Source organism: Rothia koreensis (assembly GCF_004136575.1).
Classification (GTDB): Bacteria; Actinomycetota; Actinomycetes; order Actinomycetales; family Micrococcaceae; genus Rothia; species Rothia koreensis.
The window spans coordinates 1-13,051 of record NZ_NOIQ01000034.1 but is presented as its reverse complement, the minus strand read 5'-3'; the positions used below and the strand labels follow the sequence as shown (position 1 = coordinate 13,051).

Here is a 13,051-nt window from a genome sequence, read left to right as displayed (position 1 = left end):
CGCCGGATGGGTGGTGTCGCGCATCGGCCTGCTGGGCGAACACGGTGGCCAGGTGCTCTCGAAGACGGCCTTCACCCTCGCCTTCCCTGCCTTCATGTTCTCCACCCTCGCGACGTCGGACCTCGCGGGACTCGTGCACCCCGACGCCCTGGTGGTGGTTCTCTCGTCCGTGACCATGATGGTGGCTTTCGTCGTGGTGGCCGCGATAGCGCGCTGGGGCGTGCAACGGGCCCTGATCGGCGCCCTCGCCTCGAGCTACGTCAACGCCGCCAACCTCGGTCTGCCCATCGCGACGTACGTCCTCGGCAGCGCCGAGATCATCCCGCCCGTCCTGCTGTTTCAACTCGTCCTGGTCGCACCGATCGTCCTGGCATTGCTGGACCTCATCAGCTCTTCCGGCGGCAGCGCGTGGCGGCGGTTCCTTCGGCCCCTGAGCAACCCGGTGGTGGTGGCTTCACTCGCCGGCGTCGCGGTCAACGCCCTGGGCCTCGATCTTCCGGATCCCGTCCTGACCCCGTTCGAGCTCGTGGGCCAGGCGACCGTGCCCCTGATGCTCCTCGCCTTCGGCATGTCCCTCAGACGAAACGGCAGGCAGTTCCGGAACGGCGACACTGCCGGCATCGTCCTGGCCGTTGCGCTGAAGACCGTTGCGGCTCCGCTCGTCGCGGTCGTGATCGGCTCCTGGGTCTTCGGGTTCAGCGGCAAGGAGCTGCTCGCGCCGGTGCTCTGTTCGGCCCTGCCCACCGCCCAGAACGTGTACGTCTACTCGCTGCGCTACCCCGGATCGACGGCGCTCGCTCGCGACGCGGTGCTGCTCAGCCTCATCGTGGCGGTGCCCGTTCTCGTCGTGTTCTCGGCGGTGCTCAGTAACGCGTGATGACTCCGGTCCCGACCTTCCAGGTCAGGCCCGATTCGTCAGGACCGGGTGGGGCGTTCGGGCAGGGTCATCGGGTCGGAAACCTCCGAATACCGCGGCGGAGCGGAAACCGTGAGACCGCCGTCGACGACGATCGTCTGCCCCGTAATGTAACCAGCCTGCGGAGAGATGAGGAACTCGATCGCGTTGGCCATGTCCTCCACGGTGCCGGGACGCTGGAGAGGAATCTGGTCGACCACCTGCTGCATATCCGGCATGCCCTCCTGGCCGTAGAAGAAGGCCAGACTGTCCGAATCGATGAGCCCGCCATTGACCCCGTTCACGGTGATTCCGTACGGTGCGAACTCCACGGCCATGTAGCGGATGAATGATTCCACGGCCGCCTTGTAGGATCCCAGGGCGGCGTAGGTCGCGAAACCTTGGCGACTCCCGTAGCTCGTGACCGCGACGATCCGGCCGCCGTCGTCCATGAGCTTGACGGCCTCCTGGGCGCCGAGAACGAAGGGGCGGACGTTCATGGCGTACGAGCGGTCGAGATGGTGGGGTTTCAAGTCCATGATCTTCTTGAAGGCTGCCGCGGCCGCGTTGTTGACGAACACGTCCAGGCGGCCGTACTGCTCCGCGACGGCGTCGAAGAGCGCGGATACGCCCTCGGGGGTTTCGACGTCGGCCCGGACCGCAATCGCGTGCCCGCCCAGGCGCTCGGCTTCTGCCACAACCTCGGCGGCGAGTTCGTGATTCGTCCGGTAGTTCACGACGACGGAGGCGCCTTGCGCAGCCAGGTCGAGCGCGAGTCTCCTGCCGATGCCTCGGGAGGACCCGGTGATCACCGCGACCTTTCCCTGATACGCGGACTGGTTGCTGACCGGGGACTCGCTCACGGGGTGCCTCCTTGTCTTGTGTCGCGGACGACGAGGACGCGGACGAACCGGTCCCTGACGTGCGGCGTGGTTGTCATGGAACGCACGAGCAGTCTACTGATCCGTTAGTTGGTCGAGCGAAGCGGGGCGGCGTCGTCTGGGCGTTGGGGCGACGTCGTCTGGTCGGCGTCGTCTGCTCCCGAGGTGGCAATGCGGTGCGGTTCTTCCGTCGAGGTGGCAATTTTGGGACTGAATTCGCCGTTTTTCGTCCCAAAATTGCCACCTCGGCACGCGCGACGCACTGGATTGCCACCTCGGCACGCGCGACGCACGGGATTGCCACCTCGCGCCCGGGCGCGGCCCCGATCGGCTCAGTGCTCGTAGGTTTCCAGATCATTGTTCTTGGACTCCCGCGTGAGCAGGATGAAGATCCCCGAGAGGGCGCCCATCCCGATCAGGTACCACAGGACCGGAGCGATCTCCCCGCCGGCCTTGGCGAAGATCGACGTGATGATCGTGGGGGTGAACCCGGCCCCGATGAGCGTCGCCAACTGGTACCCCAGGGACGCGCCCGTATAGCGTGCGGTGGTTCCGAATTGTTCGGACACGAACGCCGCGAGGGGACCGAAGATCGCGGCATGGGAGCAGAGGCCGATCGCCATGGCCAGGAAGATCCAACCGGCCTGGCCCGACGCGTACCAGGAGAACATCGGGAAGATCAGCAGCAGATAGACAACGGTTCCCCCGATCATCACCGGCTTGCGGCCGACGACGTCGGACAACCGGGCCCAACCCACGACGCACGGGATGCTGACGATCGACGCCGCCGCGAACAGATACAGGACCGTGGACCGGTCCGCCCCGTGGTCGACCGCGTATCCCACGGCGAAGATCGAGATGACCGCCTGGAGCGCAAATCCGCCCGCGCCTCCCAGCATGACCAGGATCAGGTTCTTCGGTCGTCTCAGAATCTGCCAGATCGGCAGCTTGGGCCGGTCGCCCTGTTTCCTCTCCTCCTCGACCGCCTCCCGGAAGATCGGTGATTCGGAGATCTTGGACCGGATGAAGACGCCGACCGCGAGCAGCACCACGCTCAGCAGGAACGGGATGCGCCAGCCCCATTCGAGGAAGGCGTCACCCGTCCAGTGATTGGCCAGACCCATGACCGTGGTGCCCAGAGCGGCTCCCATGGGCGCTCCGGCATTCGTGAACGACGCCGCGAACCCTCGCCGGCCGCCCTTGGCATGTTCGAGGGCCATGAGAGCAGCTCCGCCCCACTCGCCCCCGATGGCGATACCCTGCAGGACCCTGAGTACGATCAGGATGATCGCGCCCCAGGAGCCGATGCTCGCCTGACCGGGAACCAGCCCGATCAGCGTGGACGCGGAGCCCATGGCCACCATCGACAGCACCAGCATCTTCTTCCGACCGAGGCGATCGCCGAAGTGGCCGAACACGGCACCTCCCAGAGGCCGAGCGATGTATCCCGCCGCGAAGGTTCCCGCAGAAGCGATGGCGCCGGCCAACGGGTCCAGGTTGGTGAAGAACACGTGCGGGAACACGAGGGCTGTTGCGGTCGCGTAGAGCAGGAAGTCGTAGTACTCGATCGTGCTGCCGATGAAGCTCGACGCGATGACCCTTCTCGCCTCACGCTGGAGATCCCGGGCCCTGAGGTGGGCCGACGTGGTGTTCGGATCGGTGGTGCTCATGGCTCTCTCAACTTTCTGCCGACGGAGGCCGGCGCATCACGAGTAGAAGCGCAGGACGGATCGGGCGACGACGGCCGGCTTGGATGCGCCCTCGGCCGTGACGGCGTTGTCCACCTCGAGCTGGACCCCGCCGTCGATCTCCTTCACGTCCGCGACGACCGAGGTCATTGATACGCGCTCGCCGACCTTCACCGGTGCGGGGAAACGCACTTTCTCCAGGCCGTAGTTGATCTTGGCAGACACGTCCGTGACCTCGAGGATCTCGGCGAACATCGGAAGGGTCAGGGACAGGGTCAGGAATCCGTGGGCGATGGTCGTGCCGTACGGGCCCTCTGCGGCGCGCTCGGGGTCCACGTGAATGTACTGGTGGTCCCCGGTCGCATCCGCGAAGGTGTTGACCTGGTCCTGCGTGATTTCACGGGCCTCGCAGGGGCCGAGCTCCTGGCCCACGAGGTCCTGCAGTTCGGCCAGCGTGACGTTCTTGGCGGTCATGATGTACTCCTGTCGTTGTCGTTGTCGTTGTCGTTGTCGCCCGTCCTCGCTCGGAAGGGCATGAATTCAGTAGGTCTTCCGCAGGATGTTCTTGCGGATCTTCCCGGTCGTGGTCCTGGGCATGTCGTCGACGACGAACACCTCGCGCGGCACCTTGTACCTGGCCAGCCGAGTCAGAGCGTCGTCCCGGATGTCGTCCCCGGTTCGGTCCTCCCCGGGGTCGAGAACCACGAAAGCCACTCCGGACTCGCCCCACCGGTCGTCGTCGACGCCGATCACCGCGGCCTCGGCGACCCCGGCGATGTTGAGCAGCGCGTTCTCCACCTCGGCGGGGTACACGTTCTCGCCGCCGGAGATGTACATGTCCTTCATACGGTCGTGAATGCGCAGGTAGTCGTCCGAGTCCACGCTTCCGATGTCGCCGGTGCGGTACCACCCGTCCTGGAGGACCGCCGCGGTCTCGTCGGGTTTGCCCCAGTAACCGGTCATGAGGTTGGGGCCGTGGGCCCAGATTTCTCCGGGTTCGTCGGGCGCGACGTCCTCCCCGTTGAGGTCGACGACGCGTGACTCGGTGAAGAAGTGCTCCCTCCCCGCCGTCCCGGCCTTGACGATCCCGTCGCGCGGGTCGAGCATGCGGATCCCAGGGGCCGTCTCGGTCATGCCGAACCCCTGGCTGATCGAGATTCCTTTGCTCGCCCAGGTCGTGAACATGCGCTCCGGGAGCGGCGCCCCACCGACCATGAGGTTGCGCAGCATGGACAGGTCGGCCGCGTCGAAGCCCTCCTCGTGGGCGACGGCGTCGAGCATCGCCGGAACCATGAATGCGGAGTTCACGCGATGCTCGGCGAGTGCGCGAAGAGCCTCCGCGGCCTTGAAGCGCCGGTGGATGATGATGCGCCCGCCCATCATGAAGGTCGGCACCGCCAACATGTTCAGGCCGGCGATGTGGAACAGGGGTGCGACGGACAGGTTGACGTCGTCCTGGCGGAAGTCCTCACCGAGGATTGCGTTGAAATACTGGAACAACAGGGCGCGGTGGCTCAGCATGACGCCTTTGGGATTGCCCGTGGTTCCCGAGGTGTACATGATGAGCGCCGTGTCGTCCTCGTCGAGGGGCACCACGGCGTCGCCGTCCGACCCGGCGGCGAGCAGCGACTCGAAGCCGCCGTCGTCGACGCCGAACCACCGGACCTCCGGGTCGGTCCCGGCGCGCAGCCGCTCGGCATTCTGGGCCTGGTCCTCGCCGAAGAAAACGACCGACGGCGTGCAATCCCGCAGAATGTACTCGACCTCGGGGGCGGCGAGGCGCGGGTTGACCAGCACGCACGCCGCGCCGACGAGGGTCGTGGCGAAGAACGTCTCCAACAGCGCCGGATGATTGAACCCGGCGTAGGCGACTCGGTCCCCGGGCGATACGCCGAGATCCTTGAGGGAGTTGGCGAGCCGGGTCACGCGGCCCGCGAACCGGGCGTAGGTCGTGTCTTCTCCCTCGAAGGAGATGGCGACGTCGTCGCCGCGAATCTTGGCACGGCGGGCCGGGTAGGTGCCTATCCCGTAGTCAATGATGGTCATGGGAACTCCTTTGTTCTGGACCTGTCGTGTCAGCTCCGGCGCCGTGGAACGAAGGCGCCGATCCCTGTCAGCGAGCGCCCCACGATCAGGCTGTTGATCTCGTGCGATCCCTCGTAGGAGTAGATGGCCTCGGCGTCCGCGAAGAAGCGGGCGACGTCGGCCTCCAACGTGATCCCGTTTCCGCCGCAGACCTCCCGGGCCAGAGCCACGGTTTCGCGCATCCGGAGGCACACGGTCGCTTTGGTCAGGGCCGAGTGCTCGTCCCGGTAGGACCCGTTCTCCTGTGCCTCGGAGAGGGACGCGCACATCGACACGGACTGGGCCACATTTCCCTGCATGCGGGCGAGCTTTTCCTGGATCAGCTGGAAGGAGCCGACGGACATGCCGAACTGTTCGCGGCCCGTGACGTAGCGGAGGGCCGCTTCGAGGGAGCCGGCGGCCACACCCGCCGCGATCCACGCGACGTCGGAGCGCATGAGGCGCAACATTCTCGCGACGTCCTGGAAGGATCGGACGTTCTTGAGGCGCATCGATTCGGGGACCTCGACGTCGTCCAGGGTGATGTGGGCGTTCTGCACGATCCGCAGGGCGGCCTTGCCCTGAATCGTCTCCATCTCGACCCCGGGGGCATCGGTCGGGACGAGGAATCCCTTGACCTCGCTGTCGTCCTCATCCCGGGCGAAGACGGCCAGCCAATCGGCCTGGGTCGCGCCGCCGATCCATCGTTTGGCCCCGGTCAGCCGCCACGCGTCGCCTTCGCGCCGGGCCGTGGTCGCGAGGCCGCCGGCCACGTCCGAACCGTGGTCGGGTTCCGTCAGGCAGAAGACCCCGAACCGTTCCCACGAGGCGATCTTGGGTCTCCACTCGCGGATCGTCTCCTCGTCCCCGCCCTCGAGAACGGCCGTGCGGAACAACCCGGCCTGGGCCGTGTGGAACGTGGCGACGGACGCGTCGGTCTTCGCGAGCGTGAAGCATCGGAACCCCCGGAACAAGGGACGAGGATCGGCGTCGAGCACGACCGGCTCCACCAGGTCCAGGTCCACGAGGGGCGGGACGATGCGGTCGGGGAAACGTCCCTGGTCCCACGCGTCGTTGACGTAGGGGGCGACGTCGTCCGCCAGCGTCCGTTCGAGCGATTCGAGCAGGCCGCGCTCGGCGTCGGTCAGCGACGCGGAGACGCCCAGGGGATCGGACACCGGGAACAGCGAATGCTGCGGGTCGGCGGTCTGGGGCATGGGTCAGTCCTCCTTCTTCGCGGGATCTTCCGGGGCCAGGCCGAGAAGACGGGCGACGTTGTTCTTGAGGATGTCCTCCCGGATCTCGTCACGGAACTCGCGCTCCTCGAAGGCCCGAAGCCACTTGTCGGGCGGGATCAAGGGGTAGTCCGTGCCGAAGAGGACCCGGTCGGGGAAGAACCGGTTGGCGGACGCGACCAGAGAATTCGGGAAGTACTTCGGCGACCACCCGGACAGGTCGATCCAGACGTTGGACTTGTGCGTCGCGATCGAGTTGGCCTCCTCCTGCCAGGGAACCGAGGGGTGGGCAATGATCACGTCCAGATCCGGGAATTCGGCGGCGATCTCGTCCAGGAGCAGCGGGTTCGACCTGGACAGTTTGATGCCGCCCCCGCCGCGCAGTCCCGCGCCGATGCCGTTCTGACCGGTGTGGAACAGCGCCGGAACGCCGAGGTCCGAGATCTCCGACCAGAGGGGGAAGAACGCGTCATCGGACGGGTCGAAATCCTGCAGCGAGGGGTGAAACTTGAACCCCATGACCCCGTTGTCCTCGACGAGCCTCCTGGCGTGCTCCACCGCGGACCGCCCCTTGCGGGGGTCGACCGACCCGAAGGGAATCAGCACGTCCGCGTGGTCCGCGGCCCGTGTGGCGATCTCCTCCGAACTGATCGGAGGGTGGCCGGTGGCCGACTCCGAGTCGACCGTAAAGACCACGGCGGCCATGCCCCACTCGCGGTACCGCTCGGCGATGGTCTCGAGGTGCGGCGTCCGGTCACCGGCCCTGAAGTACTTCTCCGACGCTGCGATGAACTCGTGGGGCATCGACTCGTGGCCGTGGGAATCCTGTTCGATGTGGGTGTGGACGTCGATGGCCGAGACGGCGGCGGGATCGACGGCGCATTCGTAACGAGTCATGGTCAGTTCTCCTCGGGGCGGAGATCATCCGGGAGGGGCAGGAATTCTTCCCCGACCGACTGGCGGTGCTGGTCGACCAGGGCAGGGAGGTCCGTGGCGAGCCGGTCGAAGTCCCAGCCGCCGTCGCGGTACTCGGTCGCCTCGGGCTGCGGGTGGGTCCACACCTGCAGTCGGTCGCCGCCGACGCCGATGACCTGCCCGCTCTCACCGAGATCGCCGCCGACCAGGTACGCAACGAGGCCGGCGACGTCGTCCGCGGTCCCGAACCCGAGGTCGTGGCGGAAGAACGAGGGCATCGGGCGGCCGTCGTCCTCAGCCTCGATGGCCTTCTGGAAATACGGGACCGTGCGGGTCATGGCGGTCGAGGCGACGGGAACGGCCGCGTTGATCTGGACGCCCGCCTTCTTCATCTCGAGGGCCCACGTGCGGACCATGCCGATGATTCCGGCCTTGGCCGCGGCGTAGTTGGTCTGCCCGAAGTTTCCTCGTTGCCCGGTGGGCGAACCGATGCACACGATCGACCCCTGGACGTCGTTCTCCTTGAAATGCCGGAAGACCTCACGAACGCACGTGAAGGTGCCTCGCAGATGGACCTGGATGACGGCGTCGAAATCCTCGTCCTGCATCTTGAGCAGGGACTTGTCGCGGAGGATCCCGGCGTTGGTCACCAACCCGTCGAGTCGACCGAACGCCTCGAGCGCTGTTCGGACCAGGAGCGTGGCCGCCTCGGTGGTCCCGACCGCGACCGCACACGCCGTGGCCGTGCCGCCTTCGCCGCGGATCAGCGCGACGGCGTCGTCGGCAACCTTCTGATCGACGTCGTTGACGACCACCTTGGCACCCTGACGAGCGATCTCGCGGGCGTAGGCGAGCCCGAGCCCGGCCCCGGCCCCGGTCACGATGACGGCTTTGTCCTTCAGGGTCATGTCCACTCCTAGCGTGATTCGGGTTACATCTTCAGTCACCAAAACCCAAATAATTGAAATTGTCAATCGTTGGTTCGTTCTATGATGTCCCTATGACTGATCGAGGTGAATCGAAACCGCCGAAGGCCGACCTGCGCGGGCCGGGTAGCGATGAGGCAGCGCGGGGGCTGGATGAGGGGTCGGCGCGTGGGTCGGGTGATGGTCCGGCGCGCGGGCTGGCGCACGGGTCGGCGAGCGGGCTGGAGTCGACGGAGATCGCGCGGGACGCGGTCTTCCTGCTGGAGAAGCTGGGTGCCGTCGGAACCCTGGATGCGAATCGGGAACTGAGGGACTTCGGGCTGAATGCCAGGTCCTTCAGCGTCCTGAGCCTGGCGGGAGAGGAGAGTGCCCCGACGCAGAAGGCATTGGCCGAGATGCTGACCCTGGATCCCAGTCAGATCGTGGCCCTTGTCGATCGACTGCAGGGAGAGGGGCTGGTCGAGCGGGTCCCGGACGAGCGGGACCGACGGATCCGCAGGGTCAAGGCCACGCGGGAGGGGAACGAGGTGTGCCGGAACGCGCGCGAGCGCATCTTCCGAGCCCAGCGGGTGACCCTCTCCGAGCTGGACGAGTCGGAAGTCCGGCAACTCGTCGCCCTGTTGGGCAAGGCGCTGTTCGGGCGGGCAGGATCGGCGGGGTGAGGTGCCGAGGTGGCAGTTTCGTGCGGATTCTGGCTCGAGGTGGCAGCTTTGTGCGATTTTGGCCGCCTAATCCGCACGGGATTGCCATCTCGGGAGGATTCCTGCACGGGATTGCCACCTCGACGCCGATTTCAGCGGGCTCTGGGGTCGAAGTGGCAGTTTCGTGCGGCGTCGGGCGCCGAGGTGGCAGTGTTGTGCGTTCTGTCTGGCGAGGTGGCAGCTTTGTGCGATTTTGGGCGTCGAAACTGCACGGGATTGCCACCTCGGGAGGATTCCCGCACGGGATTGCCACCTCGACGCCGATTTCAGCGGGTCCTGGGTCGAGGTGGCAACTTTGTGCGGAATTTGCCGTCGAAACTGCACGGGATTGCCACCTCGCGGGTAGGACCGCACGGGATTGCCACCTCGCGAGGGTGTCAGACGGCGTCGTGCGCCGAAGCGGCAATGCGGTGCGCGCCCGTCCTGGTGGTTCAGGCTTTCATCTTCTCCTCGGAGTTGGCCTTGGCAGCCTTGCTCAAGAAACGGATCTTCCGTTCCTCGGCCACGGCTACGACAACCAAGAGCGCGGCGCAGACCACGCAGGCGACATACATGACCGAGAAAACGGATCCCCATCCATGGAGAACCCATCCGAAGATGTTCAAACCATCTCGCTTGGGATCTGCGATCGCCGCAAGGCCCACTTTTGCCATCGAGTCGCCGAACATGTAGCCGAAGAGGCCGGCCATACCGTTGGATACGCTGAGTCCGCGCTTGGGGACCATATCGACGATCGCGACCGGGATCAGGAACAGCGGGGCGAACACCAGGAGACCCACCATGAACAGCGATGCGTTGACGACCAACTCGGTGGTGGCTTGCTGATAGGCCACCAAGCCAATCGCCACACCGACCAACCCGCCGATGCCCACCACGGCGTTCCGGCCCTTCAACCAACCCGTCACGATGCCCCACAGCGGGGTACCTATCAGGGCGCCCATCTCGAAGTAGAAGATCGTGTTGACCGACGCTTCCTTGGAGAAATGAAGTTGCTCGGTCACATACAGCGGGGCCCAATTGTCCACGCCGATGCGTAGTACATAGGCGAAGACATTGGCGACGCACAGAACCCAGATGAGGGGGTTGGCGATCGTGTACTTCTTGAAAACCTGCCACTTCGTCATGGATTCCGCGGCGACATTCTCCTCTTCCACGGGTTCCTCGAAGATTTCCTCACACCGGTTCCATCCCAGCTCCTCGGGATCGTCCTTGCCCCAGAAATACCCGAGGGCACCGATGACCAGACCGATGATCGCAGGGAAGATGAACATTCCGGCTACATGCCCGTCGAAGAATACGTTGGCTCCCCACAGCGCGATGGCACCGGCCAGGGCGCCGCCGATGTTGTGGGAGGTGTTCCAGATGCCCATGTACAGGGCTCTTCGTTTACGCGGAACCCACCGATATACCGTGTTGCATGATGCCGGCCCACCCACGGACTGGAAAAGACCGTTGAGCGCCCACAGAACCAGGAAGAAACCAACGACGGCGCCGAACGCCGAGAGCGCCAGACCGAAGACGATGCCGACCACGGATCCGCAGATCAGTAGCGCAGAGATAATCTTCTTGGTGTTTCGGCCGTCGATCGTGTACCCGAGAATCACCTTGCCCACCGCATAGGTCAGCGAGAACGCGAGGCCGATATAACCCAGCTCCAGGGTCGAAATTCCGAAATCAGCCTTGAGTGAGGGCTGAGCGGCCTTGAAGTTGGTGCGAATCAGATACATGCAGGCGTAAGTCAGGTATATCGCCAGGAATGCCTTGATGAAATTCCTGAACCACAGCCTGCGCTGCTCCGCGGGCGACAAGCCCAAGGGCGCGATCTTCTTCAATTCGAACTGTCGGAACAATCCGGACATTGGACTTCCTTCTTTTCCACACAATAAGAGGGTGTCCGCGGGCGGTGAGTCCGCGAACGGGGAATTCGGCGAGGCAGACCTCATCGAGCGAACGGTTGTGCGTCCGGACGCTGGCCGTGGCGTTCAGCACGGCTGCGGCGTCGTCGTGCGCCGATCACTGGGTGAGGGGCAGGCATCCTGCGGCACCACAGGATGCGAGGAGTGCCGTGAGGTCATCAGCGATGCTCGGGGCGGACATGAAGGCAAGCTCGCCCTCGACCGAGCTGGCGTCCGGACTCGGAACGCGCACCACGGCGCCGGCTTCTTCCGCAATCAAGCTGGCACCTGCGAAATCCCATCCGCTGATGCCGTGTTCGAAGTAGGCGTCGAAGACACCGGCGGCCACCAGGCACCCGTCCAGGGCGGCAGCGCCGAAACGACGCAGGTCGGCCACTTGCGGCAGGAGCTCGGCTGCGACGCGGGATTGTGCCGCGCGGCGTTGCTGAATGCAGGAAAAGCCGGTGGCCACGATGCTCTGCCCCAGCTCCGCGGGACGGCTCACTTCAAGACGAACGGTGCGTCCCTCGGCGTCGGCCAGAAAAGCTCCGATTCCACGGGCGGCCACATACGTTCGATGCTGAACGACATCGGCCACCGCGCTGGCAACGATCCGTCCGTCCCGTTCGCACGCGAGGCTCACCGCATAGGCCGGGATGCCGTGCACGAAGTTGGCCGTTCCGTCGAGGGGATCAACAATCCAGCGGCACGCCACGGTTTCGTCGGTCTCCACCGAACAGGCCGGCGGTCGCTGCCCTTGCTTGGGGTCCCCCATGGAGTCCGAGCCCTCTTCGCCCAGCACGGTGTCCCGCGGCCTGAAGTGGTGGAGACGAGCCCGGATGAGACTCTCCGACGCCCGGTCCACCTCAGTGACCAGGTCAGTTGCGGTGCTCTTGGTCTGGACCTGCCCGGCGAAACCGGTGACGCAGGCGCGACGTCGGATGAGTTCCGCCGCCTCACCCACCACGTGGTACGCGAGAAGAGCGAACTGACCGTTGATCGATCCGGCGATGTCGACCACGCGTTCCATGAACAACCCCCTGTGCCATGGGTCGACGCTCGGATCCGCGCTGGTTTCCCCGAGGTCGCGGCCCGCGAGAGCGCAGGACACTAGGGTGTGGCGCGGGCGACGTCGACCTCGTTACGTTGATCACCGAGTAAAGTAGCTCGGCTCACGACGGGTGGCAACAGGACTGGTCACGCCCAGGGGTGACGGGGCGACGAGGTGGCAGTTTCGTGCGGATTCTGGGTCGAGGTGGCAGCTATGTGCGATTTTGGCGGCCGAGACCGCACGGGAGTGCCACCTCGCGGGGGTTTCAGCGGGATCTGGGGTCGAAGTGGCAGTGTTGTGCGTTCTGTCTGGCGAGGTGGCAGCTTTGTGCGGTTTTGGGCGTCGAAACTGCACGGGATTGCCACCTCGGGAGGATTTCCGCACGGGATTGCCACTTCGCGCTGATCTCAGGGGGCTTTGGGATCGAAACGGCAGTTTTGTGCGGCGTCGGGCGTCGATTTGTGCGGCGTCGGATGCCGAGGTGGCAGTGTTGTGCGTTCTGTCTGGCGAGGTGGCAGTGTTGTGCGATTTTGGGCGTCGAAACTGCACGGGATTGCCACCTCGGGAGGATTTCCGCACGGGATTGCCACCTCGCGGGGGGGGCGACGCCGCCGGGCCCCGAGTCCCGAAGCTGCGTGGGGGTTGCCCGATTGGGAGGTGAGAACTTCCGTTAGGTGGCGGTTCAACCCCCTCATTTTGGAGGGAAGTACCACCGAATCGGGTAACCGCCACCCAGCGGGCCGCGCGTCGATTCCCGCGCCCCAACCCGTGCGCGCACCCCACCCCACATGCACCAACGC

The 13,051-nt window shown here is 65.5% G+C and carries 11 protein-coding genes; 2 read left to right on the top strand and 9 right to left on the bottom strand.

From position 1 onward, the window contains the following. The coding region (locus EWU68_RS12625) for an AEC family transporter (protein WP_165162147.1) at positions 1–877 on the top strand (877 nt) is incomplete at its 5' end. Positions 878–915: 38 nt separating this feature from the next. Here the strand turns inward: EWU68_RS12625 and EWU68_RS12620 are convergent. The 7 genes from EWU68_RS12620 to EWU68_RS12590 form a co-directional block, all read right to left on the bottom strand. Continuing rightward, a complete protein-coding gene (locus EWU68_RS12620) occupies positions 916–1,758 on the bottom strand; it encodes an SDR family oxidoreductase (RefSeq protein WP_129316496.1) in 843 nt (280 codons plus the stop codon). Positions 1,759–2,108: 350 nt separating this feature from the next. After that, entirely contained in the window at positions 2,109–3,446 is a 1,338-nt protein-coding gene (locus EWU68_RS12615) for an MFS transporter (protein WP_129316495.1), read from the bottom strand. A 36-nt stretch (positions 3,447–3,482) separates the two neighbouring features. Further along, entirely contained in the window at positions 3,483–3,938 is a 456-nt protein-coding gene (locus EWU68_RS12610) for a MaoC family dehydratase (protein ID WP_129316494.1), read from the bottom strand. Positions 3,939–4,004: 66 nt separating this feature from the next. Further along, entirely contained in the window at positions 4,005–5,510 is a 1,506-nt protein-coding gene (locus EWU68_RS12605; RefSeq protein ID WP_129316493.1) for an acyl-CoA synthetase, read from the bottom strand. 29 nt (positions 5,511–5,539) lie between these two features. Continuing rightward, positions 5,540–6,745, bottom strand: a complete 1,206-nt coding sequence (locus tag EWU68_RS12600; RefSeq protein ID WP_129316492.1) for an acyl-CoA dehydrogenase family protein — start codon at positions 6,743–6,745, stop codon at positions 5,540–5,542. Between the two features lie 3 nt (positions 6,746–6,748). Next, a complete protein-coding gene (locus EWU68_RS12595; protein WP_129316491.1) occupies positions 6,749–7,660 on the bottom strand; it encodes an amidohydrolase family protein in 912 nt (303 codons plus the stop codon). A 2-nt stretch (positions 7,661–7,662) separates the two neighbouring features. Further along, positions 7,663–8,586 carry an SDR family NAD(P)-dependent oxidoreductase gene (locus EWU68_RS12590; RefSeq protein ID WP_129316490.1) on the bottom strand — a complete coding sequence of 308 codons (924 nt, stop codon included), beginning with the start codon at positions 8,584–8,586 and terminating at the stop codon, positions 7,663–7,665. 92 nt (positions 8,587–8,678) lie between these two features. Between EWU68_RS12590 and EWU68_RS12585 the strand changes: the two genes are divergently transcribed. Further along, the gene (locus EWU68_RS12585; protein WP_129316489.1) at positions 8,679–9,266 is read left to right on the top strand and encodes a MarR family winged helix-turn-helix transcriptional regulator; all 588 of its coding nucleotides are present in this window, start codon (positions 8,679–8,681) and stop codon (positions 9,264–9,266) included. A 470-nt stretch (positions 9,267–9,736) separates the two neighbouring features. Here the strand turns inward: EWU68_RS12585 and uhpT are convergent, their stop codons facing one another. Both uhpT and EWU68_RS12575 read right to left on the bottom strand, forming a co-directional pair. After that, positions 9,737–11,164 carry a hexose-6-phosphate:phosphate antiporter gene (gene uhpT, locus EWU68_RS12580; RefSeq protein ID WP_129316488.1) on the bottom strand — a complete coding sequence of 476 codons (1,428 nt, stop codon included), beginning with the start codon at positions 11,162–11,164 and terminating at the stop codon, positions 9,737–9,739. Positions 11,165–11,318: 154 nt separating this feature from the next. After that, positions 11,319–12,311 carry an inositol monophosphatase family protein gene (locus EWU68_RS12575; protein WP_238692462.1) on the bottom strand — a complete coding sequence of 331 codons (993 nt, stop codon included), beginning with the start codon at positions 12,309–12,311 and terminating at the stop codon, positions 11,319–11,321. Positions 12,312–13,051 lie beyond the last annotated feature (740 nt).

Excerpts from the sequence above, each read along its gene's own strand:
- EWU68_RS12615 (WP_129316495.1), bottom strand. The coding sequence starts at position 3,446 with ATGAGCACCACCGATCCGAACACCACGTCGGCCCACCTCAGGGCCCGG.
- EWU68_RS12610 (WP_129316494.1), bottom strand. The coding sequence starts at position 3,938 with ATGACCGCCAAGAACGTCACGCTGGCCGAACTGCAGGACCTCGTGGGC.
- EWU68_RS12605 (WP_129316493.1), bottom strand. The coding sequence starts at position 5,510 with ATGACCATCATTGACTACGGGATAGGCACCTACCCGGCCCGCCGTGCC.
- EWU68_RS12600 (WP_129316492.1), bottom strand. The coding sequence starts at position 6,745 with ATGCCCCAGACCGCCGACCCGCAGCATTCGCTGTTCCCGGTGTCCGAT.
- EWU68_RS12595 (WP_129316491.1), bottom strand. The coding sequence starts at position 7,660 with ATGACTCGTTACGAATGCGCCGTCGATCCCGCCGCCGTCTCGGCCATC.
- EWU68_RS12590 (WP_129316490.1), bottom strand. The coding sequence starts at position 8,586 with ATGACCCTGAAGGACAAAGCCGTCATCGTGACCGGGGCCGGGGCCGGG.
- EWU68_RS12585 (WP_129316489.1), top strand. The coding sequence starts at position 8,679 with ATGACTGATCGAGGTGAATCGAAACCGCCGAAGGCCGACCTGCGCGGG.
- uhpT (WP_129316488.1), bottom strand. The coding sequence starts at position 11,164 with ATGTCCGGATTGTTCCGACAGTTCGAATTGAAGAAGATCGCGCCCTTG.